Raw genomic sequence first — 25,124 nt, 5'->3', positions numbered from 1 at the left:
CGGAAGATCAGGGTCGGGCCAGGGTCGGTCCCGGTGCCGTTCCGGGGTCCGGGCCGGTCACCATGGACGCATGACGAGTTCGATGCCTTCGCAAGCCGAGGCGCCGCCGCCGGCGGACGCCCCTCCCGCCCCGCCGCTCCGGCGGTCGCGCGGGCAGAAGGTCGTGGCCGGCGTGTGCGGCGGTCTCGGCCGGCACTTCGACCTGGACCCGGTGATATTCCGGGTCGTGCTGGGCGTGCTCGCGGTGACCGGGGGCGTCGGACTGATCTTCTACGGCTTCGCGTGGCTGCTCGTCCCGCTCGCGGGCGAGGAGGACAACGAGGGGCGCAGGCTGCTGACCGGCCGGGTCTCGGGCTCCTCGCTGTCCGCGGTGCTGATGGCGCTGGTGGGCTGCGGGATCTTCCTGTCCACGCTGCACAACGGCGGCCTGCTGGCGTTCACGCTGGTCCTGTCGCTCGCGGTGAGCGGTGCGGCGGTGTGGTCGCAGCGGCGCCGGGCGGTCGCGGCGACCGCCGAGGAGGGCGGCCGGATAGACCCGGCCGCCGCCCTCGCGGTCGCCGAGGCGCCGCCGGAGACGATGGCGCCGCCGCTGGTGGAGTTCCCGTCCTGGTGGCGGGACCCGATAGTCAAGGACGGCTCGACCGGGAAGGTGGCCATCGGCTATCTCTGGGGCCCGCACGGGATCGTCGACAAGGACGGTCTGGTCCACGGCGAGGTGCCCAAGCCCGGCCAGCAGTGGGGTCCGCCCCGGACCGCGCCGGGCCGGCCGGCGGCCCCGGCGCGCAGGGCGGACGACAGCCAGGTGTCGATCGGCGGTCTGGTGTTCCTGCTCGCCCTGCTCGCGGGCGGTCTGGGCACGGGGCTGACGTGGCACAGCCATCCGCTGGGCACCAGCCTGCAGATCGGTCTGGCGGCCGCGCTCGCGGTGATCGGCGCGGGTCTGGCCGTCAGCAGCTTCCTGGGCCGCACGGGGTTCGGCACGCTGTTCCTGATGGTCCTGACGACGGGTCTGCTGGCGGTGGCGTCGGTGCTGCCGAAGGACATCTCGACGGTCTGGGCGCGGGAGACCTGGCGCCCGGCCACGGTCGCGGCCGTGCAGCCGAGCTACGAGCTGGGCACCGGGATCGGCACGCTCGACCTGTCGCATCTGGCCGTCCCGCCGGGCACGACGGTGACCACGCGGGTGGAGGTCGGCGCGGGCAAGCTGAAGGTGATCGTGCCGCTGAACGCCACGGTGCGGTTGCGGGCGCGGGCGAGCCTGGGCGATCTGCGGCTGCCCCCGCAGCACGTGCCGGCGCCGGCGGCCCCCACCGCCCCGGCGGCGACCCCGTCCGGCCCGGCGGCGACCGCGGCCACGCCCGCGGCGCCGACCGCTCCCGCCGCGCCGACCCCGCCGGCGCCGCCGGTCCCGCCGGCGCCGCCGGTCCCGCCGGCGCCGTCCTCGTACTCGTCCCCGAAGGGGGACATCGACATCGCGCCGGATCTCGACGAGTCCCGGACGCTTCTCCCGCCGCCGGGCGTCACCCCGGGCGGCACCCTCGACCTCTCGCTCGAGGTCGGGCTCGGACAGGTGGAGGTCATCCGTGCTGCTTCATGAGTTCCGCCCGGGCCGGCTGGTCCTGGGCGCGGCGGCCCTGGCCCTCGCGGCACTGTTCGCGGGGGACGCGGCCGGCGCCTGGTCCGTCGCCTGGTACGTGGTGATACCGGTGCTGAGCGGCGGCCTCGGGCTCGCGGCGTTCGCCTCCTGGACGGCCTACCGGATACGCCGGCGCGCGGCGCGGAGGGCGTCCAGCGAGAAGACGGGGGCACCGGCCAGCAGCAGCGGCAGCCAGGCCATGAGGTAGGCGAGGTCGTTGCCGAGGTAGTAGGGGCTCGCCTGCCAGCTGACCGTCAGCCACAGGCTCAGCGAGATCAGCGCCCCGCCGAGCGCGGCGACCCGGGTGAGGAGTCCGAGGAGCGTGCCGATGCCGACGGCGAGCTCGCCGAGGGCCAGGGCGTAGCCGAAGCCGACGGGGCTGTGGAGGGCCAGGTCGACGAGGGCCGGCAGGGCCGAGGTGTCGCGGACGCCCCGCATCATCTCGCCGATCGACTGGGAGCCGGTGGCGGAGAGGAAGGCCGGATCGGTGAGCTTGTCGAGCCCGGCGTAGAGGAAGGTGACGCCCAGGAAGATCCGCAGCGGGACCAGGGAGTAGCGGGAGGCGACCGCCCGCAGGCCGCCGAAGCCGCCGAAGCCAACGGCGCCGCTGGTGGCACGTGCACCGGCTGCGGCCACCGCCGCGGCCCGCGCGGGCGCGGGCCCGGCCGTCCCGGTGGGCGCCGTCGCTCCGTCGGGCCCGCCGTCGCGGCCGTCGCCCCCGCCGGTCGTCCCGTGCGTGGTCCCGTCCGTCGCCCCGCCCGTCCGTTCCGTCATCTGAGGCCGCCTCTCCGATCTCGCACCCCTGTCCGAGGACCGATTGTCCCCGGAGTTCCTGTGCCGGAGACAGGGGAGGTCAGTCGACGACGTCGATCGTGACCCGGTTGGTCTCGACTCCGGCGGCGGTGACGGCCCAGACCTCCACCCGGCCCGGTTCCACGTCGGCGGGGAGCGGGACGGTGAGGGCGGTGTCGGTGGGGTTGGCGAAGCCGCCGGGGACCGGGACGAGCGGGACGTGGGCGTGGACCGGGCCGATGCGGACGACGAGCCGGGTCATCGGGTCGGGGGCCGTGGCGCCGGGCGGGACGAAGCCGATGCCGCGGATCTCGATGTCGTCGCCGGTGCGGATCGGGGCGTCGAGGTCGCCGGCCTCGCGGGCCCGGACCACCGAGAAGATCTTGGGCCGGCCGCCCTCGGCGCACTTGCCGAAGAGGTAGCCGGTCACCGAGACGGCGACGAGCAGCACGAGCGCCCAGGGCAGTTCCGGCAGCCGGTCGGGGGCGCGGCCGAGACGGACGGCGGCGAAGGCGAGGACGGCGGTGGAGACCAGGACGTACTGGACGTCGGTGAGGGAGGCGCGGCCGTCGTCGTCGCAGAGCAGGTCGGCGGGGCGGGGCCGGTCGGCGCGGACCTTCTGCAGGCGCCGGGCGGCGACCCGCAGGGAGACGATCAGCCGGGCGGTGACGGTGGTCCAGCCGACCAGGGCGAGGACGGCGAGCAGTCCGGCGCCGCGCCGCAGGCCCAGGTCGACGTGGGGTGCGCCGGTGGCCTGGCGGACGGAGAGGAACAGGACGGTGTAGCCGGAGAGGAGGAGCCAGCCGGCGGCGACGGTTCGGGAGGTGGAGAGCCGGTTGTCCTCGCCGAGCAGCGGGGCGAGGACGCCGCCGCGGTCGCGGTGCGGCCGGGCGGCCGCGGTCAGGGCGGCGGCGAGCAGCAGCGCGGTGCCCAGGGCGGCGCTGCGGGTGCCGGTCCAGCCGGTGCCGAGGGCGGTGAGGGTCTGTCCGAGGAGGAGGGCGAGCACGGCGCCCCACACGGTGGCGAGGGTGGCCCGGCGGATCCGGTCGCGGCGGGCGTCGCCGGTCTCGCGGCCGCGGGCGGTGACGGTGCGGGCGGACTGGGCGAGTTCGTCGGAGACCCACTGGCGGGAGGCGACCGGCGAGTGGGCGAGGGCGGCGGGCACGCCGTGACCGGTGGCGAGTTCGTCGCGCCGGGCGAGGAAGGCGGCGACGGCCCGCCGGTGGCCGGAGCGTTCGCAGTGCGGGCAGCCGCCGTCCGGCGGGTGCCCCGCGTCCGTCCCGTACTGTCTCGCCTCTTGCACCGCCACGGCGCCGCCCACTTCCCGATCCGTCCGTCGCCCGTTGCCCACGGTTCGTCAACTGGCTGTCGATTCCCGGGAATTGTGTCGCATCCCCTGCCCGCATAGCGGGCGTACCACCCTTGTCACACGAGTGATTGGAGAGTCATCACATTGACGGAAAGGCGTGTTCTACGACGTTCACTACGACAGGAGTTCGGGTTCCGTGCGGCTGATCCGCCGCCACAGGGGCTGGTAGTTGATCCAGGCCACCAGGTCGCTGCCGAGCTGTTCGCGGGTGGCGACGGCGTCGCGGTGGTCGATCACGACCGGCTTGCCCGCGGCCCGCGCGGTGAGCTGCACCTGGGCGCAGCGTTCCATGGCGATGAACCACCAGGCGGCCGCGTCCACGGAGGAACCGACCGTGAGCAGACCGTGGTTGCGCAGCACGAGCGCCTTGAGGCCGCCGAGGGCGACCGCGATCCTCCTGCCCTCCTCGGGGTCGACGGTGACACCGGTGTAGGCGTCGTAGAGGGCGTGGTCCTGGTAGAAGGCGCACGCCTCCTGGGTGATCGGGTCGAGCAGTTCGCCGAGCGCGGCGAGGGCCCGTCCGTGCGTGGAGTGGGTGTGCGCGACGGCGACGACGTCGGGCCGGGCCCGGTGGACCTGGGCGTGCACGGTGAAGGCGGCCTGGTTGACGTGGTGGGCGCCGTACACGACCTGGCCGTCGCCGTTGACCAGGATCAGATCGCTCGCGGTGAGCTCGGCGAAGGGCGCGCCGAAGGGGTTCACCCAGTAGCAGTCGGGGTGTTCCGGGTCGCGCGCGGTGATGTGCCCGGAGACGCCCTCCTCGTAGCCGAGCCGTCCGAAGACCCGGAGCGCGGCGGCCAGCCGGCGCTTGCGGTGGGTGCGCTCCTCGGCGCTCGTCGCGTGGACGGGCGGCATCGCGAAGTGGAGCTGGTCGACGGGGACGGGCGCCGGGACGGACACCGGTATCTCGGTCATGGGCCGGAAGGTAACGCCCGGCCGGTCAACTCACCAGAGTCCGGACGGAGCCGGGTCCCGCGGGCCGCGCCACGGAGCGTCCCGGGAACGGCGAAGCCGCCGCCCCTGGTGCGAATCAGGGGCGGCGGCTTCACGCACGGGCCGGCGGGACTACTCCCACTCGATGGTGCCCGGCGGCTTGCTGGTCACGTCGAGAACGACGCGGTTGACGTCGGCGACCTCGTTGGTGATGCGGGTCGAGATGCGGGCGAGCACCTCGTACGGCAGGCGCGACCAGTCGGCCGTCATGGCGTCCTCGGAGGACACCGGACGCAGCACGATCGGGTGGCCGTAGGTGCGGCCGTCGCCCTGGACGCCGACGGAGCGGACGTCGGCGAGCAGCACGACCGGGCACTGCCAGATCTCGCGGTCGAGACCGGCGGCCGTCAGCTCCTCGCGGGCGATGGCGTCGGCCTCGCGCAGCAGGTCCAGGCGCTCCTTGGTGACCTCGCCGACGATGCGGATGCCGAGGCCGGGGCCGGGGAACGGCTGGCGCTGGACGATCTCCTCCGGCAGGCCGAGCTCCTGGCCGACCATGCGGACCTCGTCCTTGAAGAGCTGCCGCAGCGGCTCGACGAGCTCGAACTCGATGTCGTCGGGGAGGCCGCCGACGTTGTGGTGGGACTTGATGTTGGCGGTGCCGGTGCCGCCGCCGGACTCGACGATGTCCGGGTACAGGGTGCCCTGGACCAGGAAGGCGACCTCGGGGCCCTCCTCCTGGAGGATCTCCAGCTGCGCCTGCTCGAAGACGCGGATGAACTCGCGGCCGATGATCTTCCGCTTGGTCTCCGGGTCGGAGACGCCGGCGAGCGCGTTCAGGAAGCGCTCCTGGGCGTCGACGACGACCAGGTTGGCGCCGGTGGCGGCCACGAAGTCCTTCTCGACCTGCTCGGTCTCGCCCTTGCGCATCAGGCCGTGGTCGACGTAGACGCAGGTGAGCTGGGAGCCGATGGCCTTCTGCACGAGCGCGGCGGCCACGGCGGAGTCGACGCCGCCGGACAGACCGCAGATGGCGCGCTTGCCGCCGACCTGGGCGCGGATGGCCGCGACCTGCTCCTCGATGACGTTGCCGGTCGTCCAGGTGGGCTCGATGCCGGCGCCGCGGTAGAGGAAGTGCTCCAGGATCTGCTGGCCGTGCGTGGAGTGCAGCACCTCGGGGTGGTACTGGACGCCGTACAGCTTCTTCTCGTCGTTCTCGAAGGCGGCGACCGGCACGACGTCGGTGGACGCGGTGACGGCGAAGCCCTCGGGCGCGGCGGAGCAGGCGTCGCCGTGCGACATCCACACGGACTGCTCGACCGGGGTGCCCTCGAAGAGGGTCGAGCCGGCCTTGGAGACGTGCAGCGGCGTGCGGCCGTACTCGCGGGCGCCCGTGTTGTCGACGGTGCCACCGAGGGTGGTCGCCATCAGCTGGAAGCCGTAGCACATGCCGAAGACGGGGACGCCGGCCTCGAAGATCTCGCGGTCCAGGCGCGGGGCGCCCTCGGCGTACACGGAGGACGGGCCGCCGGAGAGGATGATCGCCTTCGGCTTCTTGGCCAGCATCTCGGCCACCGGCATGGTGGACGGGACGATCTCGCTGTAGACCCGCGCCTCACGGACGCGACGGGCGATGAGCTGGGCGTACTGGGCGCCGAAGTCGACAACGAGGACTACGTCCGGGTTGGTGACGTCGGGCGCGGCAGCGGGAGTCGCTGATGACACTACGGCGGCCTTCCGGCGGTAGGAGAGGGTTCCCCGAGAGGGGGGCTATTTGTCGATTCTACCGGCGCGGCGCGCTTGCCCTTCGTCTCACCATCCGAACCGGGGTGGCCTTCGTCTCACCATCCGGGCCCGGGTTGCCGCCGGGCGCGCCGCGGGGGCCATACTGTGCCCCATGCGCAAGCTCACGACCTTCGTCTTTACCTATGGCACCGGCCGGTCCGGATGCCATGGTCGTGCTGCTTGAGCAACTGACAAGCGACTTCCCAGGCGCCCCGGGCCGACAAGGCCCGGGGCGCTTGTCGTTTCCCGGGCCGTGCCGCTCCGGGGCAACCCCGTCCAGCACCGAGGAGCCCCGCCATGACCGCCACGACCACCATGACCGCCACGACCGCGAGCACCGCCACCAGGACCGCCGCCGAGCAGACCGGCGCCCGCACCGACGAGGCCGCGGCCCTGATCGGCGACGCCCGCGAGCGGATCGACGCGCTCGACGACCGGATCATCGGGCTGATCCAGGAACGGATGGCCGTCTCGGCCGTCATCCAGGAGGCCCGGATCTCCTCCGGCGGCCGCCGGGTGAACCTGGCCCGCGAGATGGAGGTCCTCGGCCACTACCGCGACGCCCTCGGCAAGCCGGGCACCGCGCTCGCGATGACGATGCTGGAGCTGTGCCGCGGCCGCGTCTGACGTCCCGGGCGGCCCGGCGCGCCCCCGGCCCGTACGGGGGTGGTCACCGCACCCGAGTTCGGTCGCCGTCTCACCCGTACGGCGCGTGACCGGGCCGGGCGCCGGTTCGTTGGTGGTGGTGTCCGTGCCAGCCAGGGGCGGGCCCGATGAAGACCACGCGTGGCTTCGCTGGGGCGTGTGGCGTACCTCTCGGTACGTCGTGGGACCTCGCTCCAGCGCGTGTGACCGGACGGCAGGGGACAGCAGCCCGGTCACCCAGAAAGGGCGGTCGGTCCCGGGGACGCCCGGGGCCGACCGCAACCGGCCGAACGATCCGACCTCCCCGCGTCCCCGCTCCCACACCCCCACACTCGTTCCCTCCCTTCCCGCGTGGCGCCCGCCTCCCCCGGCGCCCGCACCGGGGTCCCGCGCCGCGACCGGAATCGCGCCGCGGGGCCCCGGCTCCGTGTCCGGACACCGCACCCGCCCGCACGTGACGCGCGTCACATAAAGATTCCGTGAGAGCGCTACAACCAATCCCCCAGGTCACCGGTCTCCTATGCAGCACCACCCAGAAACTGGAGAGGCGCTGCACTCGGAGGGGGGTGCAGCGCCTCTTCTGTTTTCCGGAATCCGTTCCGGCAGGGGACCGGCCGGGCTCACGCCTTCTTCGGCGGGACCGCGGGGATGCCCAGGAACGGCAGCTTCAGCGCGCCGAAGGCGTCGGCCGGCACCGCCGGGGACTTGGGCTCGACGGCGGCGACCCGGACGTACGCCTCGCCCTGCCGCGGCCGCGGGTCCTCCTCGCCCTTGTTGGGCCAGAAGGACATGGCCCGCTCCGCCTGCGCCGTGATCGTCAGCGACGGGTTGACGCCCAGGTTGGCGGAGACCGACGCGCCGTCGACGACGGAGATGCCCGGGTGGCCGTAGAGCCGGTGGTACGGGTCGATGACCCCGGACTGGGCGTCCGCGCCGATCGGGCAGCCGCCGAGGAAGTGCGCGGTGAGCGGGGTGCCCATGAGCTCGCCGACGTTGGAGCCGGCGAAGCCGTTGATCTCCTCGGCGAGCAGGGTGGCGGCCTCGGTGGCCTCCGCGATCTGGACCGGGTTCGGCGCGCCGTGGCCCTGGCGGGCGGTGAGCAGGCCCTTTCCGAGGCCGCCGGACTTGCGGTAGGTGGTCAGCGAGTTGTCCAGGGACTGCATGACCAGGCCGATGATGGTGCGCTCCGACCAGTGCCAGTTGGACAGCGAGCGCACGGCGAGCGCCGGGTGCCGGACCAGGCCGAGCAGCCAGTTGCGGACCCGGTGGGCCCCGTAGGGCACCTGCAGGACGGTGAGGCTGCCCATCGAGTTGGAGCCCTTGCCGTAGCGCACCGGCTCGATGTGGGTGTTCTCGTTCGGGTGCACGGACGAGGTGATGGCGACGCCGCGGGTGAAGTCGGCCTTGGCCTTGCCGTGCCGCTTGCGGTAGCGGCGGTCGGTGGTCTGCGCGCCGACCAGGCCCTCGGAGTTGGTGCGGGTCAGCTCGCCGAGGCGGCCGGAGATGTGCGGCAGCAGACCGGTGTCCTTCATCCGGTGCAGCAGCGTCTGGGTGCCGTAGGTGCCGGCGGCGATCACGACCTTGCGGGCGGTGAAGGTGCGGCCGGCGCCCTTCTTGCGGTTGTCGGTGGGCAGGGTCCTCACCGCGTAGCCGCCGCGGGAGTCCTCGGTGACGGCGACGACCGAGGTCATCGGGTGGACCACCGCGCCCGCCTTCTCGGCGAGGTAGAGGTAGTTCTCGTTGAGGGTGTTCTTGGCGCCGTGCCGGCAGCCGGTCATGCACTCGCCGCACTCGACGCACGCCTTGCGCGAGGGGCCGGCGCCGCCGAAGAACGGGTCGGCGACCTCCGTGCCCGGCTTCACCTTCGCCGCGCCGCCCTCGCCCTCCGCGCCGTCGCCGCCGGCGTCCTTGCCGTCGCCGAAGAAGACGCCGACCGGCGCCATGTGGAAGGTGTCGCCGATGCCCATGTTCTGGGCGGCGGCCTTCAGGTGCACGTCCGACGGGGTCATCGTCGGGTTGAGCCGGACGCCCAGCATCCGCTTGGCCTGGTCGTAGTACGGCGCGAGCTCGGAGCGCCAGTCGGTGATGTCCTTCCACTGCGGGTCGTCGAAGAACGGCGCGAGCGGCTCGTAGAGGGTGTTGGCGTAGTTGAGCGAGCCGCCGCCGACGCCCGCGCCGGCGAGCACCATGACGTTGCCGAGCAGGTGGATGCGCTGGATGCCGTAGAGGCCGAGGGCCGGGGCCCACAGGAAGTTCTTCAGGTCCCAGGAGTTCTTCGGCAGCTCGGCGCGCGCGAAGCGGCGGCCGGCCTCCAGGACGCCGACCCGGTAGCCCTTCTCGGTCAGCCGGAGGGCGGTGACCGAGCCGCCGAAGCCGGAGCCGACGACGACGACGTCGTAGTCGTACGCGCCGTCCGAGGCGTCGGGACCGTCCGATTCCTGGTTCCGGGCAGGGGGTACCGCGGTCATGGCTCTCCTCGTACGCGATCGGGCAGGCGGGTCGGGGCGGGTCAGCGCAGGCGCAGGGCCTTCATGACCTTCAGGGACGTGCTCATGAAGGCCGCGTACCTCTCGTCGTCCATCCCGAGGGACGGGGCGAGCGGGAGCAGCCGCTGCTGGGCGACGGTCTGCGCCTCGGTGTACTTGAGGATGCCTTCGGAGCCGTGGCGCCGGCCGAGGCCGGAGTCCTTCATGCCGCCCATCGGGGACTGCACGCTGCCGTACGCGGGCGCGTACCCCTCGTTGATGTTGACGGTGCCGGTGCGCAGCCGGGCGGCGATGGCGTGGCCGCGGCGCGAGTCGGTGGTCCAGACGGAGGAGTTCAGGCCGTACGGGGTGGCGTTGGCCAGCTCGACGACCTCGTCCTCGTCGGTGAAGCGGTAGATCGAGACGACGGGCCCGAAGGTCTCCTCGGCGCAGACGGCCATCGGCGCCTCGACGCCGTCGAGGATGGTCGGCTCGAAGAAGTACGGGCCGATGTCGGGGCGGGCGACACCGCCGGCGACCAGCCTGGCGCCCTTGGCGACGGCCTCCTCGACGTGCCGGGTGACGGTGGCCAGCTGGCGCTCGCCGACGAGGGAGCCCATCTCGGCGCCGTACGCGAGCGTGTTGCCGAGCCGCATGGCCTTGGTGCGGGCGGCGAAGCGGGCCACGAAGTCGTCGGCGACGGACTCGTGCACGTACAGCCGCTCGATGGAGATGCACAGCTGGCCGGCGGAGGAGAAGCAGGCGCGGACGGCGCCGGCGGCGGCCTTCTCGACGTCGGCGTCCCCAAGGACGATCATCGCGTTCTTGCCGCCGAGTTCGAGGCTGACGCCGACGAGCCGGGCGGCGGCGCCCTGGGCGACCTCGCGGCCGGTGCGGGTGGAGCCGGTGAAGGACACGTAGTCGGCGTGCCGGACGACCTCGGGGCCGACGACCGGGCCCTCGCCGAGGACGACCTGGAAGACCTCGGCGGGCAGGCCGGCCTCGATCAGCAGGTCACGGGCCCACAGGGCGGTCAGCGCGGTCTCGGTGTCCGGCTTCATGACGACGGCGTTGCCGGCGACGAAGGCGGGCAGGGCGTCGCCGACCGACAGCTCCAGGGGGTAGTTCCAGGGCGCGATCTGGCCGACGACCCCGCGCGGCTGGCGCAGCTCGGTGACCTTGGTGAGGGTCGGCACGACGCCGGTGTGGTGCTTGGGACGCAGGTACGCGGGGGCCTTGCGGCCGTAGTGGCGCGCGGCGACGGCGACGGCCTGGATCTCCTCGTGCGCGTGCAGCCGCGCCTTGCCGGTCTCCAGCTGGATGAGGTCGAGGACCTCGGCCTGGCGGCGCAGGACCAGGTCGTGGAAGCGGAGCAGCACGGCGGCGCGGGCCCGGACCGGGGTCGCGGCCCAGGCGCGCTGGGCGGCGCGGGCGCGCGCGTAGGCGTCGGCGACGTCCTCGGGGGTGGACTCGGGCAGGTCCGCCAGCTTCTCGCCGGTGAACGGGGTGTGGTTGGCGGTACGGCCGGAGCCGGCGACCCCGCGGGTGAGCCGGGCGACCAGCTCGGGCGTGACGACGTCGGCGGCGCCGCGGGCGCCGGCGGGCGCGGGCGCCACCGGGTTGGTGCCGGCGGCGGCGAGCGAGGTCGCGGCCTTCGTCGCGGTGGGCCGGTCCGTGCCGGGGAGGGCCTGCGGTTCCGTCGAGTCCGTCGGGGCGGTCGAGTCCGTCATGAGGGTGAGGGTAGGCCGCATTCCGGGCTTTGGGTACCCGGCGGTAACGTCTTTTCACCCCCTGCGCACATCGCGCCAGCGATCGCTGGCACATAAGCCCTGATCAGGGGCTCGTCAGGGACTTACGGCATCTCCAGGAGTCCGCCAGTACTTCTTCACGATGTCGAACTGTTCCCTCGTACGGGCCCAGTCCTCCTCCGGCGAGGACATGTAGACGGCGTACTCCGTGCCGTCGTCCTCGTAGTACACCTGGTCGATCGCGTGGCGCGGTCCGGGGAAGGTCGTCCGCTCCTGCCAGGTGAACTCCCACACGCAGGAGTCGACCTGGTCGCGGAAGGTGTTCTGGTTCAGGACCACGCGCTGGTAGGCGGGCAGCCGCTTCTCCAGGCTCTTCTCGACGTCGAGCATGTGCACGTACGGGTTCTCGAAGTCCGGGGACTTGTCGATGCTGATCCGGATGCGGTGGCGGCCCTTGTCCGGTGTGTAGTCGATCGAGTCGCCGTCCTTCTGGCGCTTCCAGCCGTCGGGGACGAGCAGGCTGACGCCCGCCGGGTCGTCGACGCGGTGCCAGCCGACCGGGATGGCGCCCTTGGGGCCCTTGCTCGCGGCGGAGGTCGGGTCGGTCGTGGGGTCGGTGGTGGGGTCGGTCTTGCCGTTGCGGTCGCCGCCGTCCCTGCCGCCACCGCCGAGACCGCCCAGGTGGGTCATGGTGGCGAAGACCGCGCCGCCGGCGAGCAGGCCCGCGGCCACGGCGGCGAGCAGCGCGACGCGCCAGCGGCCGCGGCGCGCAGCGGGCGGGCCGGACAGGACGGTGGAGCCCGTGGGCGCCGGGGCGGGCGCCTCGGCAGGCCGGGGCGCCTCGTGCGGGACGGGCTGCGGCGTCGTCACGGACGGGGCGGCGGCGGCCAGTTCCTCGGCCGGCACCGGGCGCGTCGGCACGTACGCCTGCGCGGCCTCGGGTCTGCGGCCCTCCATGGCGTCGAGCAGCATGCGCTCGGCCTCGTCCGCGCGCGGGCGCTGGTCCGGGTCCTTGCGCAGCAGCGCGACGATGACCGGGGCGAGCGGACCGGCCTGGTCCGGATACGGCGGCTCCTCGGTCACCACCGCCTGCATGGTGCTGATCGGCGAGCCGCGGCGGAACGGCGAGGTGCCCTCCACCGCCGTGTAGAGCGTCGCGCCCAGCGACCACAGGTCGGAGGCCGGGCCAGGGTCGCCGCCCCGCACCCGCTCGGGCGCCAGATAGTCGATGGAGCCGACGAGTTCGCCGGTCCGGGTGATCGAGCTGTCGCCCTCGATCGCGGCGATGCCGAAGTCCGTGATCAGCACCCGGCCGTCGCGCGCGAGCAGCACGTTGCCCGGCTTCACGTCCCGGTGCAGCACGCCGGCCGCGTGCGCGGCGCGCAGCGCGCCGAGGACGTGCAGGCCGATCCGGGCCGCCTCGCGCGGCTCGATCGTCCCGTCCGCCTTGGCGGCGTCCGCGAGCGAGGGCCCGTCCACGTACTGCATCACGATCCACGGACGGTCGTCGTGCTCCAGGACGTCGTGCACGGTGACCACGCCCGGATGGGTGATCCGGGCAGCCGCCCGGGCCTCCTTCTGGGTCCGGGCATGCAGAACCAGCCGGTCGGCCTCGGCCACGAACCGGCCCGCCGTCAATTCCTTGACGGCCACCACACGGTGCAGCACCTCGTCGTGCGCGCGCCAGACCTTGCCCATGCCGCCACGCCCGATGGACTCGCCCAACCGGTAACGCCCGGCCAGCAGAAGTCCGGTTCCGGTGCTCTCAGACTGTTCCACGTGCCCCCGCCTGTTTGCTTCGGAAACAAGGGTACGGAGCACAAGGCCGTGCGCGGAACCTCGGGGCGGGTTAAGGAACAACACTGTGACCGGGGGTGACTTTCAGCCAGTCCGACACGCCCTGTTCGCCACCGTACGAGCGCCGTTCGAGCACCGTTCAAGCGCCATTCCGGCGCCGCTCAGGGGCGATCGCGCGCCACGCGGAGTGCCGTCAGCGCGTGACGCGGTACGCCTTCGTCGCCTGCTCGTAGATCTCCGAGACCTTGTCCCGCTCGCTCGACGGGCCGATGACCTGGACCACGTGATAGCGGCCGCGGTCGATCAGCGCCAGGTTGCGCACGAAAACCTCGCGCCCGGTGCTGTCCTGCCAGGTGAACTGCCCCTCGGCCGTGGCACGCCGGCCGATGTCGACACGGCGCAGGCCGGAGGCGCTCGACCAGGAGGATTCGCGCCACGGAGTCAGCTCGCGCTCCTTGGTGCTCTGGTACGCCAGCGGGTCGTCACCATTGGCCTGAACCGCATCCCTGCCCGGGACGACGACCAGGGTGAAGTCGCCGCCGGTGAAGCGGACTTGCCCGGCGTCGTTGATCGGGCTGCGCCGCCAGCCCTTCGGCACGCCGACCTGGAAGCCCTCGGGATCCTCGCGCAGGTCGTAACCGGGGGCGAGCGCGGGCGCCGAGGGGTCGCCGGCAGGCGGGGTGGTGGCGGCAGGCGGCCGGGAGGACGCGGGCGGGCGGGTGGCCGGGGCGCCGGTGGACGCGCCGGAGGACGGCGCGGCGGAGGTCGGTGCCTGGGACGGCGCCGCCGACGATCCGTTCTTGCCGCCCTGTTCCCGCCCGGGCAGGACCAGCACGGCGTACGCGACGGCCCCGCCGAGCAGCAGCAGGATCAGGACAAGCAGCGTACGGCCGAGGGAGCGTGGGGATCCCGAGGGGCGCCCGGAGGCGCGAGGGGCTCGTGGGGCGCGCTGGGGGATCTCGTCCAGCACCGGCTCGTGGTCGTGCGTCAGTTCCTCGCCGCGCGCCGTCTCGTGGCCGTGCATCAGGTCGTGCAGCGAGGTGTCCTGGTGCGGGGTCTCACGTACGGCGCGGCCCCGGGCGTGCCGGTGCCGCCCGTTCGCGGCCGCGCCCTTGCGGCGCCGTCGCACCAGCTCGCCGCGTCGGCGCACGATGGGCAGCCGCTTGGCGTCGGGCGACGGCAGCGGTACGACGCCGAGGCCGGCGTCCGGTTCGGGCGCCGACCGCACGAGGGAGCGCAACCAGCCGCTCAGCTCCTCCACGTCGGGGCGCTCGGTCGGGTCCTGGCGCAGCAGCGACTCGACGACCGGCCGCAGCGGGCCGGACTCCTCGGCGAACGCGGGCGGCTCGGCGCAGACCAGCTGGACCAGCTCGGCGGCGCTGTCCTCGGGGTACGGGGCATGGCCCTGCACGGCCCGGTACAGCAGCGCGCCCAGCGCCCACAGGTCGGTGGCCGGGCCGATGGGCGGGGCCAGCCGCCAGTGCTCGTGCACCGGGCCGGCCTGCTCGGGCGCCCAGCGCTCGGTGACCGCGCCGACGAGGGCCATCCGGGTCTGCCGGGCCCGCTCGGCGGCGAGCCGGGTCACCGGGCCGCGGTACGGCTCCGCGCCGGGCGCTGCGGCGGAACCGGAGCCGGAGCCGGAGCCGGTGACGGGCTCGGAGGCGGGGCGCTGGGCCGGTGTCGCCGCCGTGTATCCGGCCGGCAGCGCGGGCAGCGCGGGGCCTCCGCCACCCGCCGGAACGCTGCGCCCGCCGTCGCGTGAGGCGTGCGGCCCGTCGCTCCAGCTCCCGGCGAGGTACGCGCGGGGCGGCGGGGTCGGCCCGCCCTCGTCGTCCTCGTCGTCGAGGTCGGCGTCGTCCCCGTCGTCGTCCGTCCGCGCCCACCACCGTGGCTCGGGCGGAACGGGCGGCCCGCCGGGGGACGGGGTGGACGGCGCGGTGGAAGGGGCGGGCGGGGTGGACGGGGTGGACGGCGCGGGCTGGGCCGCGCGCTGGACCGGCAGCGCCCCGGTGTCCCCGATGCTCGCCGCGGCCCTGGCCCCCGCCCGGTACGCCGCGATCGCCCCGGCCCTGGCCGCCCGCACGTCGGCGTCCGCCGGCACCCCGGACGCGGGCACGCCGGACGCGGCGGGCAGCTCGGGCCTGCCGCCCGCGCGTCCGGCGTCGCCGTAGGGCGTGCCACCGTGGGGCCCGTAACCGGTGCGTCCGGGCGCGTCCGGTTCACCGGACCCGTCGCCGTCGCCCTGGTCGGCCTCGCCGGCCTGGCCGTGGACCGGCTCGACGCCGCGCGGCGGCACGACGGAGGTGCCGTACGGGGTGCCGTGGGGGCCGTAGCCGGTGCGGGCGGCGGGGAGTCCGGGCACGCCGGGGTCGGACTCGTACGCCCCGGACTCGTAGGTCTCGGAGCCGTACGCCTCGGACTCGTGGTTCTCGGACTCGTACGCCTCGGCCTCGTACGTCTCCGGGGCCTCCTCCGCGTACGCCTCGGGCTCGTACGCCTCCGGCTCGTACGGCTCCGATGCGTACGCCTCGAACGGCTCGGGGCCGAACTCGTCCTCCGGCGGGACCGGGGCGTAGCCGCACAGCGCCTCCTCGGCCGCGCCGGCGGCGAGGCCCGTCAGGACGACCCGGCCGTCGTCGCAGACGAGGACGGTGCGCGCGGTGACGTTGCGGTGGGTCCAGCCGTGGGCGTGCAGGGCGCGCAGGGCGGTGAGGAGGTCGGCGCCGATCTCGGCGGCCCGGTACGGGCTGAGCGGGCCCTCGGCGAGGAGCCCGGCGAGCGAGGTGGCGGGGACGGACTCGCTGACGATCCAGAGCGAGCCGGCCTCGGCGAACACGTCGAAGACCTGGTCGAGGCGCGGGTGGTCGGGGATGCGGGCGGCGGCCTGCGCGGCCTCGACGGCGCGCCGGACGGCCGGGTCGGCCGGTCTTCGGGTGGCGCGGCCGGGGTCCGTGTAGGGCCGGCCGTCGAGGAGTTCGGCGTCGACGACCTCCGGCAGCGGCACCTGACGGATCCGCACTTCCTGGCCGCTGTAGGTGTCGAAGGCGCGCGTCTCGACGTGTTCGTACGCGTCGGCCGGAGGCAGGGGCAGGCGGTAGCGGTCCGCGAGCACCCTTCCCGAGTAGTCGTCCACGACGCCTCCCCACGCGCCTGCCGTCCCCCGTGCCCCGCCCTCACGGTCTCGGGACGGGGCCTCTCACGATACGTCCGCCGGTCAGTCCTTGGGGCTGAACGTGGCGAACGCCGTCTCCCGCAGCGTCTTGCACTCCGCCGCGTCCCACTGGTCGGCGCGGCAGCTGACCATGATCGAGTAGCCGCGCTCGCCGTCGACCTTGAAGCCGCGGTTGAGCACGTGGACCCGCTGACCGCCCTGGTTGCGCTCGAACTCCCAGTCGGCGACGGTCGGATAGCCCTTGTACGAGACCGGGTGTATGCCGATGTGCCGGTAGCCGTTGCTGGTCGCGGCGACCGCGGCCATGGCGGCGCGCCAGGCGGCGGCCGCGTCGTCCTTGGGGCTGTCGTTGAAGTCGACCTGGACGCGCGGGAAGGCACCTTCGGCGGCGTTGAAGATGCCGCCCGAGTTCTGTCCGGCCACGGCGGTGAGCCGGAAGGCGGTGGGCATCGCCATCGAGAAGTGGAACCGGTCGTTGGTGACCATGGCGTACCCGGCGGGCAGCGTCGCGCCGCCGCCGTTGCCCTTGCCGCCGCCGTTGCCGTTGGCGTTGCCGTCGCCGCCCTGGTCGCCGCCGCCGGGCGTGCTGGGCGCGCCGCCGCTCTGGCCGCCGCTGTTGGCGGCCGGCTTGCCGCCGCCACCCTGCTGGGTCGGGCCGCTCGGCGAGTTGTCGGTGTTCCCGCCGCCGGACGCGGCGCCCGCGGTGGCGGCGGTGCCGCCGGTCTTGCCGCCCTTGCCCTGGTCGGTGCCGTCCTGGCCGCCGCCGAGGGAGGCGTACAGGATGATGCCGAGCAGCGTGAGCAGCACGACGCCGGCGATGATCACCAGGGTGCGGCGCGGCACGACGTCGGTGAGCGACGCCCTGGCCGCCGCGGGCCGGTCCGGGGTGCCGGGGCCGGCCGGGCGCGCGGGGCCGGCCGGGGCTGCGGCCGCGTTCCGCACCGACTTCAGCGCGCCGCGCAGCCGCTCGGCGGTCGCCTCGCCGGCCTTCTCACGGGCCGGCTTCCTCTCCTTGCCGGACGTGACCGGGGGCGCGGCGGGGCGCTCGGGCAGCGGCGGGAGTGGCGGCAGCGGTACGACCCTGGTGGCCTCGGGGCCCGGCTCCGGCGGCGCCTCCGGCGCGTCGAGCACGGCGCGCAGCAGCGCGCGGGTGCCGGCGTCGTCGAGCCGGTCGGCCGGGTCCTTGGCGAGCAGGCCGTAGATGACCTTCTCCAGCTCCGGGCCCGCGTTCTTCGGCGGGTCGACGGGCTCGGTCATCACGGCGGTGAGCGTGGCGATCGCGGAGCCCTTGTCGTAGGGCGGGCTGCCCTCCACGGCCGCGTAGAGCAGGCCGCCGAGCGACCAGAGGTCGGCGGCGGGGCCGGGCTTGTGGCCGCGGGCGCGCTCGGGCGAGATGTACGAGGGGGCGCCGACGAGCATGCCGGTGGAGGTGATCGACGGGTCGCCCTCGACCTGGGCGATGCCGAAGTCGGTGAGGACGGCCCGGCCGTCCTCGGCGATCAGCACGTTGGACGGCTTCACGTCGCGGTGCAGGATGCCCTCGCGGTGCGCGGAGCGCAGCACGTCGAGGATGGCGAGGCCGACCTCGGCGGCGCGGCGCGGGGTGAGCGTGCCGTCCTCGCGGATCGCGTCGGCGAGGGACTTGCCCTCGATGAGCTCCATGACGATCCACGGGCGGTCGTCCTCGTCGACGACGTCGTAGACGGTCACGGCGCCGTTGTTGCGGATCCGGGCGATGGCCTTGGCCTCGCGCAGGGTCCGGGTGATGAGGCGTCGCTTCTCGTCGTCGTCGATGCTGTTGGGGAAGCGCAGTTCCTTGACGGCGACGGTCCGGCCGAGCGTCTCGTCGACCGCGCGCCACACCGTGCCCATGCCGCCGCGTCCGAGGACGACGCCGAGCCGGTACCGTCCGGCGAGCAGCCGGCCCTCGGCGGACGGGGCGTCAGCCTTGCGGCTCCGCACGCCCGTTCCGGTCGCGTCGGCCCCGAAGCCGGTCGCCGGTGCGGCGCCGTCGGTCGACCCGCCGCCGGCGGCGGTCTTGGCCAGCCCGACCGCCGGCCGCTCGGCGCGCGGCGCGGCGCCCTGGCGCCGCGGGTCGGCGGCACCCGTCTCGCCCTTCCCGCCCGCCGCTTCGCCGCCCGCCGGGCGCGCGTCCGTGGGCTCCTCGGGCGCGACGGCGCCGTCGGGCTCCGCCGCGGCCCGCCCGGCGTCCTCCGCCCGCGCGTCCGTCTGCTGCCCGGCCTCGGCCGCCGCCTCGTCCTGCTCCGCCGCGCGCGCGGCCGGGATCCTGTCCCGGTCGGCGTCGGTGGCGGCGCCCGCGGCGGCGTTCCGCCGGGGGGCCTGCCCCGTGTTCCGCGACTGCTCCGCCTCCGACATGCGTCCCCTCTGCGATCCCTGTTTCTCGCCCGCGTCCGGAGCTCCCGCGTTCTGCGGCAACCCGCCCTGGAAGAGAGCTCATTGTCCCTCACTCCGCGACCGCTGCCTCCCCCGGGTCCGAACTGCGAGAAGCCCGAGACGCCCCTGACACGCGCCTGAGACGCCCCTGAGACGCCTCTGAGACGTGTCCGGACAGGCCCTAAGGCCTGATCGGCACGATGTCCGGGGCTCCGAGGCGGGCCGCGTCGGCCGTCAGGTCGTCGGGCTGGCGCTGCGATTCGCGCTCGGCCTCGACCCGCTTCTCGTAGTGCTCGACCTCCTTGTCGATCTGTCCGGAGTCCCAGCCGAGCACCGGCGCCATGAGTTCGGCGCACATGCGGGCGCTGAGGGTGCCCCGGTCGAAGGTCTCGATGGAGATGCGGGTGCGGCGGGTGAGGACGTCGTCGAGGTGGCGGGCGCCCTCGTGGGAGGCGGCGTAGACGATCTCGGCCTTCAGGTAGTCCTCGGCGGCCGGGAGGGGTGCGGCGAGGGCGGGCTCGGCGGCGACGAGGTCGAGGATCTCCTCCGTCAGGGAGCCGTAGCGGCCGAGGAGATGCTCGACGCGGGCGACGTGCAGGCCGGCGCGGGCGGCGATGCCGGCGCGGGCGTTCCACAGGGCCTTGTACCCCTCGGCGCCGAGGAGCGGGGTGTCCTCGGTGACGCAGGCGGCGACGCGCTTGTCGAGTCCGTGGACGGCCTCGTCGACGGCGTCCTTGGCCATCACGCGGTAGGTCGTGTACTTGCCGCCGGCGACGACGACCAGGCCGGGCACGGGGTGGGCGACGGTGTGTTCGCGGGAGAGCTTGCTGGTGGCGTCGGACTCGCCGGCGAGCAGGGGGCGCAGGCCCGCGTAGACGCCCTGGACGTCGTCGCGGGTGAGCGGGGTGGCGAGGACGCCGTTGACGTGTTCGAGCAGGTAGTCGATGTCGGCGCTGGAGGCGGCGGGGTGGGCCTTGTCGAGGTCCCAGCCGGTGTCGGTGGTGCCGACGATCCAGTGGCGGCCCCAGGGGATGACGAACAGGACGGACTTCTCGGTGCGCAGGATGAGTCCGGTGGTGGAGTGGATGCGGTCCTTGGGCACGACGAGGTGGATGCCCTTGGAGGCGCGGACGTGGAACTGGCCGCGCTCGCCGATGAGGGCCTGGGTGTCGTCGGTCCACACTCCGGTGGCGTTGACGATCTGGCGGGCCCGGATCTCGTACTCGCCGCCGGTCTCGACGTCCTGGACGCGGGCGCCGACCACCCGCTCGCCCTCGCGCAGGAAGCCGGTGACCCGGGCCCGGCTGGCGGCCCTGGCCCCGTAGAAGGCGGCGGTGCGGACGAGGGTGGTGACGAAGCGGGCGTCGTCCATCTGGGCGTCGTAGTACTGCAGGGCGCCGACGAGGGCGTCCTTGCGCAGGCAGGGGGCGACGCGCAGGGCGCCCCGCCGGCTGAGGTGGCGGTGGACGGGCAGGCCGCGGCCGTGGCCGGAGGAGACGGACATCGCGTCGTACAGGGCGACGCCGGAGCCCGCGTACAGCCGCTCCCAGCCCTTGTGCTGGAGGGGGTAGAGGAACGGGACGGGTCTGACCAGGTGGGGGGCGAGCCGTTCGAGGAGGAGGCCGCGCTCCTTGAGGGCCTCGCGGACGAGCGCGAAGTCGAGCATCTCCAGGTACCGCAGGCCGCCGTGGATGAGCTTGCTGGAGCGGCTGGAGGTGCCGGAGGCCCAGTCGCGGGCCTCGACGAGGCCGGTGGAGAGGCCTCGGGTGACGGCGTCGAGCGCGGTGCCCGCGCCGACGACCCCGCCGCCGACGACCAGTACGTCCAGTTCGCGCTCGGCCATGGCCGCGAGCGCCTCGGTGCGCTCGGCGGGCCCCAGTGTCGCTGTCCTCACGGTTGCTGCCTCCCGTCGTCCTCCGTCTGACCGGTGCACGGACCGGGCCTGTGTGGCCCGGCTCACAGTCCTGATTCTGTCCCGCCCCGCCGACTTCAGCCACCGCCCCCGCCCCACCCTGTGGATAACACTCGGCGACCTTCACCCTCGCAATGCCACATATCGGTCATATTTACGCTTAGTCTGACATTGCGTCGGCCACCTTCGGTCCACAGGGCTTGCGCACCGCGTCCCCTCCGGCTAACCGGCTCCTGGGAAGGACGGCCCATCCCCCATGCCCGCTGATCTCGCCGTCATCGGCCTCGGCCACCACGGACTCCCGCTCGCCCAGGCGGCCACCGCGGCCGGCATCGACACCATCGGCTACGACACCGACCCCCGCCCCGTCGCCGAACTCACCGCCGGACGCCCCCCGGTCGACGGGTCCCTCACCGCCGCCGAGATCCGCCGGATGCTGTCCGCGGGCTTCCGGCCGACCACCGACACGGGCGAACTCGGCCGGGTCCGCACCGCCGTCATCTGCGCCCCCACCCCGCCCGCGCCCGACGGCACGCTCGACCTCGGCGCCGTCACCGCGGCCGCCCGCGCCCTCGCCGCCCGGCTGCGCCCGCACACCACCGTCCTCCTGGAGTCCCCGGTGCCGCCCGGCACCACCGAGGGCCCGCTGCGCGAGCTCCTGGAGACCGGCTCGGGGCTGCGCGCCGGACGCGACTTCCACCTCGCCTACTCCCCCGGCCGGCTCGACCCGGGCGGCCGGACGCACGGCGGGGCGCGCGACTTCTCCGCCACCCCCAAGGTGATCGGCGGCCTGACCCCCGCCTGCACCGAGTCCGCCGCGGCCTTCTACGGCCGCCTCACCGACAAGGTGGTCCGCGCGCGCGGCCCGCGCGAGGCCGAGACCGTCAAGCTCCTGGAGACCAACTTCCGGCACGTGAACATCGCCCTCGTCAACGAGATGGCGGTGCTCTGCCACGAGCTCGGGGTCGACCTCTGGGACGTCATCCGCTGCGCCGAGACCAAGCCCTTCGGCTTCCACGCCTTCCGCCCGGGGCCCGGCGTCGGCGGCCACGGCGTGCCCGTGGACACCGTCGGCGCCCACCGCCCGCTGCGTCTGGTGGAACTCGCCGGCCAGGTCAACGAGCGGATGCCGGGGTACGTCGTGCAGCGCTCCGCCACCCTCCTCAACGAGCACGGCAAGTCCGCCCGCGGCGCCCGGATCCTGCTGCTCGGCATCACGTACAAGCCCGACCTCGCCGACCGCCAGGGCTCCCCCGCCGACGAGATCGCCCGCCGCCTGATGGACCTGGGCGCGAGCGTGAGCTACCACGACCCGCACGTCCCCGACTGGCGCGTCCGCGACCTGCCGGTCCCCCGAGCCGACTCCCTCTACGAGGCCGCCGCCCACGCCGACCTCACGATCCTGCTCCAGCACCACCGCACGTACGACCTCCAGGGCCTGGCCGTGAAGGCCCAGCTGCTCCTCGACACGCGCGGCGCGACCCCGGCGGGCGCGGCCCACCGGCTCTAGGGCCTGTCCGCCCCCGGCCCCTCACGTACGGCGAAGGGCCCCGCACCACCCGGTGCGGGGCCCTTATGCGTACGCCGGTGGCGTCAGCGCTTGTGCTGCGCGTCCGCGACCGTGACCTCGACGCGCTGGAACTCCTTGAGCTCGCTGTAGCCGGTGGTGGCCATCGCGCGGCGCAGGGCGCCGAAGAGGTTCATGGAGCCGTCCGGGGTGTGCGACGGGCCGGTGAGGATCTCCTCGGTGGTGCCGACGATGCCCAGGTCGACCAGCTTGCCGCGCGGCACGTCCTCGTGGACGGCCTCCATGCCCCAGTGGTGGCCCTTGCCGGGCGCGTCCGTGGCGCGGGCCAGCGGGGAGCCCATCATGACGGCGTCGGCACCGCAGGCGATGGCCTTCGGAAGATCGCCCGACCAGCCGACGCCGCCGTCGGCGATGACGTGCACGTAGCGGCCGCCGGACTCGTCCATGTAGTCGCGGCGGGCGGCGGCCACGTCCGCGACGGCGGTGGCCATCGGGACCTGGATGCCGAGCACGTTGCGCGTGGTGTGCGCGGCGCCGCCGCCGAAGCCGACCAGGACGCCCGCGGCGCCGGTGCGCATCAGGTGGAGGGCGGCCGTGTAGGTGGCACAGCCGCCGACGATGACCGGCACGTCGAGCTCGTAGATGAACTGCTTCAGGTTCAGCGGCTCGGCGGCGCCGGAGACGTGCTCGGCGGAGACGGTCGTGCCGCGGATGACGAAGATGTCCACGCCGGCGTCGACGACGGCCTTGGAGAACTGCGCGGTGCGCTGCGGGGAGAGCGCGGCGGCGGTGACCACACCCGCGTCGCGCACCTCCTTGATGCGCTGCCCGATCAGCTCCTCCTTGATCGGCGCGGCGTAGATCTCCTGCAGACGGCGGGTCGCGGTGGCCTCGTCGAGCTCGGCGATCTCGTCGAGCAGCGGCTGCGGGTCCTCGTAGCGGGTCCACAGGCCCTCGAGGTTCAGCACGCCGAGGCCGCCCAGCTCGCCGATGCGGATGGCGGTCTGCGGCGAGACGACCGAGTCCATGGGGGCGGCCAGGAAGGGCAGCTCGAAGCGGTAGGCGTCGATCTGCCAGGCGATCGAGACCTCCTTCGGGTCCCGGGTGCGCCGGCTCGGCACGACGGCGATGTCGTCGAACGCGTACGCCCTGCGGCCGCGCTTGCCGCGCCCGATCTCGATCTCAGTCACGTTTGTGTGGCCTTTCCCTCTGTGTCTGCGCCTACCAGTATCCCCGACGCACGCGGAAGGGGCGGCTCCGGCCACCTGCCGGAACCGCCCCTCGTGTCGCCGAGCCTTACTTCCTGCTGTAGTTCGGCGCCTCGACCGTCATCTGGATGTCGTGCGGGTGGCTCTCCTTGAGACCCGCGGCCGTGATCCGGACGAAGCGGCCCTTCGACTCCATCTCCTCGATGGTGCCTGCGCCCACGTAGCCCATGGTCTGGCGGAGACCGCCGACGAGCTGGTGCAGCACGTTGGCCAGCGGGCCGCGGTAGGGCACCTGGCCCTCGATGCCCTCGGGCACGAGCTTGTCGTCGGAGGCGACCTCGGCCTGGAAGTAGCGGTCCTTCGAGTACGACCGGGCCTGGCCGCGGGACTGCATGGCGCCGAGCGAGCCCATGCCGCGGTACGACTTGAACTGCTTGCCGTTGATGAAGAGCAGCTCGCCGGGCGACTCCTCACAGCCCGCGAGGAGGCTGCCGAGCATCACGGTGTCGGCACCGGCGGCCAGCGCCTTGCCGATGTCGCCCGAGTACTGCAGGCCACCGTCGCCGATCAGCGGGATGCCGGCCGGACGGGCCGCGAGGGACGCCTCGTAGATGGCGCTGACCTGCGGGACGCCGATGCCGGCGACCACGCGGGTGGTGCAGATGGAGCCCGGGCCGACGCCGACCTTGATGCCGTCGACACCGGCGTCGATCATCGCCTGCGCGCCGTCACGCGTGGCGACGTTGCCGCCGATCACGTCGACGTTCACGCTGGACTTGATCTTCGCCATCCAGCTCAGGGCGTTGCTGTTGTGGCCGTGCGAGGTGTCGACGACCAGGAAGTCCACACCGGCCGCGGCGAGCGCCTGGGCGCGCTCCAGCGACTCCGGGCTGGCGCCGACGGCGGCGCCGACGAGGAGCCGGCCCTCCGAGTCCTTCGCCGCGTTCGGGTACTGCTCCGCCTTGACGAAGTCCTTGACGGTGATCAGACCCTTGAGCACGCCCTGGTCGTCGACCAGCGGCAGCTTCTCGATCTTGTGGCGGCGCAGCAGCTCCATGGCGTCCACGCCGGAGATGCCGACCTTGCCGGTGACGAGCGGCATCGGCGTCATGACCTCGCGGACCTGACGGCTGCGGTCGCTCTCGAAGGCCATGTCGCGGTTGGTCACGATGCCGAGGAGCTTGCCGGCCGGGTCGGTGACCGGGACGCCGCTGATGCGGAACTTGGCGCACAGCGCGTCCGCCTCGGCGAGCGTCGCCTCGGGGTGCACGGTGATCGGGTCGGTGACCATGCCGGACTCGGAACGCTTCACCAGGTCGACCTGGTTGACCTGGTCCTCGATGGAGAGGTTCCGGTGCAGCACGCCGACGCCGCCCAGGCGGGCCATCGAGATCGCCATGCGGGACTCGGTGACCTTGTCCATCGCCGCGGAGAGCAGCGGGATGTTGACCCGGACGTTACGAGAGATGCGGGACGAGGTGTCGACCGCGTTGGGGAGCACCTCGGATGCACCCGGCAGCAACAGCACATCGTCGTAGGTCAACCCGAGTGTCGCGAATTTCTCGGGCACTCCGTCGATGTTGGTCATGACACCTTCCCCAGTGGCCTTGATCGGTGCGGATGTCCATGCTAACGGGCTGCGGCCGTGTCTCATTCCACGAGCAAGATCAGTAAGGATCTTTGGACGTTCGCACGTGTACGTGAGGGACACCTGTCCCTCGCGAGCCTTACCGGTCCGGA

15 protein-coding genes are annotated in these 25,124 nt (G+C 73.7%); 3 read left to right on the top strand and 12 right to left on the bottom strand.

The features are described from left to right. The first annotated feature begins 70 nt into the window (after positions 1 to 70). Positions 71 to 1,597, top strand: a complete 1,527-nt coding sequence (locus ACFYU9_RS13305) for a PspC domain-containing protein (RefSeq protein WP_389344599.1) — start codon at positions 71 to 73, stop codon at positions 1,595 to 1,597. A 156-nt stretch (positions 1,598 to 1,753) separates the two neighbouring features. Here the strand turns inward: ACFYU9_RS13305 and ACFYU9_RS13300 are convergent, their stop codons facing one another. From ACFYU9_RS13300 to guaA, 4 genes are all read right to left on the bottom strand, one after another. Then, complete coding sequence (locus tag ACFYU9_RS13300) at positions 1,754 to 2,212, bottom strand: DoxX family protein (RefSeq protein WP_389205276.1); 459 nt, start codon at positions 2,210 to 2,212, stop codon at positions 1,754 to 1,756. 277 nt (positions 2,213 to 2,489) lie between these two features. Continuing rightward, on the bottom strand, positions 2,490 to 3,737 hold the full coding sequence (locus ACFYU9_RS13295; RefSeq protein WP_389344597.1) for a hypothetical protein: 1,248 nt from the start codon (positions 3,735 to 3,737) through the stop codon (positions 2,490 to 2,492). A 174-nt stretch (positions 3,738 to 3,911) separates the two neighbouring features. Continuing rightward, positions 3,912 to 4,712 (bottom strand): class II aldolase/adducin family protein, encoded by an 801-nt coding sequence (locus tag ACFYU9_RS13290; RefSeq protein ID WP_389204734.1) that lies wholly within the window; start codon positions 4,710 to 4,712, stop codon positions 3,912 to 3,914. A gap of 150 nt (positions 4,713 to 4,862) precedes the next feature. Next, positions 4,863 to 6,455 carry a glutamine-hydrolyzing GMP synthase gene (guaA, locus tag ACFYU9_RS13285; protein ID WP_389204735.1) on the bottom strand — a complete coding sequence of 531 codons (1,593 nt, stop codon included), beginning with the start codon at positions 6,453 to 6,455 and terminating at the stop codon, positions 4,863 to 4,865. Between the two features lie 357 nt (positions 6,456 to 6,812). Here guaA and ACFYU9_RS13280 point away from each other — a divergent pair, with 357 nt between their 5' ends. Next, entirely contained in the window at positions 6,813 to 7,142 is a 330-nt protein-coding gene (locus ACFYU9_RS13280; protein ID WP_389204736.1) for a chorismate mutase, read from the top strand. A gap of 638 nt (positions 7,143 to 7,780) precedes the next feature. Here ACFYU9_RS13280 and ACFYU9_RS13275 read toward each other — a convergent pair. The 6 genes from ACFYU9_RS13275 to ACFYU9_RS13250 form a co-directional block, all read right to left on the bottom strand. After that, positions 7,781 to 9,628: a GMC oxidoreductase gene (locus tag ACFYU9_RS13275; RefSeq protein WP_389344595.1), complete on the bottom strand. Its 1,848-nt coding sequence runs from the start codon at positions 9,626 to 9,628 to the stop codon at positions 7,781 to 7,783. A 41-nt stretch (positions 9,629 to 9,669) separates the two neighbouring features. Beyond that, on the bottom strand, positions 9,670 to 11,355 hold the full coding sequence (locus ACFYU9_RS13270) for a succinic semialdehyde dehydrogenase (protein WP_389344593.1): 1,686 nt from the start codon (positions 11,353 to 11,355) through the stop codon (positions 9,670 to 9,672). A 114-nt stretch (positions 11,356 to 11,469) separates the two neighbouring features. Then, entirely contained in the window at positions 11,470 to 13,152 is a 1,683-nt protein-coding gene (locus tag ACFYU9_RS13265) for a serine/threonine-protein kinase (RefSeq protein WP_389204739.1), read from the bottom strand. A 211-nt stretch (positions 13,153 to 13,363) separates the two neighbouring features. Next, positions 13,364 to 16,303 carry a serine/threonine protein kinase gene (locus ACFYU9_RS13260; RefSeq protein WP_389344591.1) on the bottom strand — a complete coding sequence of 980 codons (2,940 nt, stop codon included), beginning with the start codon at positions 16,301 to 16,303 and terminating at the stop codon, positions 13,364 to 13,366. Between the two features lie 81 nt (positions 16,304 to 16,384). After that, entirely contained in the window at positions 16,385 to 18,718 is a 2,334-nt protein-coding gene (locus tag ACFYU9_RS13255; RefSeq protein WP_389344589.1) for a serine/threonine-protein kinase, read from the bottom strand. A gap of 199 nt (positions 18,719 to 18,917) precedes the next feature. Beyond that, a complete protein-coding gene (locus tag ACFYU9_RS13250) occupies positions 18,918 to 20,630 on the bottom strand; it encodes a glycerol-3-phosphate dehydrogenase/oxidase (protein ID WP_389344587.1) in 1,713 nt (570 codons plus the stop codon). Between the two features lie 274 nt (positions 20,631 to 20,904). Here ACFYU9_RS13250 and ACFYU9_RS13245 point away from each other — a divergent pair, with 274 nt between their 5' ends. Then, a complete protein-coding gene (locus ACFYU9_RS13245; protein ID WP_389204743.1) occupies positions 20,905 to 22,158 on the top strand; it encodes a nucleotide sugar dehydrogenase in 1,254 nt (417 codons plus the stop codon). Positions 22,159 to 22,241: 83 nt separating this feature from the next. On the opposite strand, the gene ACFYU9_RS13240 is transcribed toward ACFYU9_RS13245, so the two are convergent. After that, entirely contained in the window at positions 22,242 to 23,366 is a 1,125-nt protein-coding gene (locus ACFYU9_RS13240) for a GuaB3 family IMP dehydrogenase-related protein (protein WP_389204744.1), read from the bottom strand. A gap of 106 nt (positions 23,367 to 23,472) precedes the next feature. Continuing rightward, positions 23,473 to 24,972, bottom strand: a complete 1,500-nt coding sequence (gene guaB, locus ACFYU9_RS13235) for an IMP dehydrogenase (RefSeq protein ID WP_389204745.1) — start codon at positions 24,970 to 24,972, stop codon at positions 23,473 to 23,475. Positions 24,973 to 25,124: the final 152 nt, after the last annotated feature.

Origin of the sequence: Streptomyces sp. NPDC004327 (assembly GCF_042873935.1) — a bacterium.
Lineage (GTDB): Bacteria > Actinomycetota > Actinomycetes > Streptomycetales > Streptomycetaceae > Streptomyces.
The sequence above is the reverse complement of the archived record's forward strand: the minus strand, read 5'-3'. Positions and strand labels throughout refer to the sequence as shown.

What these genes read in the sequence shown, in the direction of transcription:
- ACFYU9_RS13305 (WP_389344599.1), top strand. Translation starts at nt 71, where the DNA reads ATGACGAGTTCGATGCCTTCGCAAGCCGAGGCGCCGCCGCCGGCGGAC.
- ACFYU9_RS13255 (WP_389344589.1), bottom strand. Translation starts at nt 18,718, where the DNA reads ATGTCGGAGGCGGAGCAGTCGCGGAACACGGGGCAGGCCCCCCGGCGG.
- ACFYU9_RS13245 (WP_389204743.1), top strand. Translation starts at nt 20,905, where the DNA reads ATGCCCGCTGATCTCGCCGTCATCGGCCTCGGCCACCACGGACTCCCG.
- ACFYU9_RS13290 (WP_389204734.1), bottom strand. Translation starts at nt 4,712, where the DNA reads ATGACCGAGATACCGGTGTCCGTCCCGGCGCCCGTCCCCGTCGACCAG.
- ACFYU9_RS13275 (WP_389344595.1), bottom strand. Translation starts at nt 9,628, where the DNA reads ATGACCGCGGTACCCCCTGCCCGGAACCAGGAATCGGACGGTCCCGAC.
- guaB (WP_389204745.1), bottom strand. Translation starts at nt 24,972, where the DNA reads ATGACCAACATCGACGGAGTGCCCGAGAAATTCGCGACACTCGGGTTG.
- ACFYU9_RS13280 (WP_389204736.1), top strand. Translation starts at nt 6,813, where the DNA reads ATGACCGCCACGACCACCATGACCGCCACGACCGCGAGCACCGCCACC.
- ACFYU9_RS13270 (WP_389344593.1), bottom strand. Translation starts at nt 11,355, where the DNA reads ATGACGGACTCGACCGCCCCGACGGACTCGACGGAACCGCAGGCCCTC.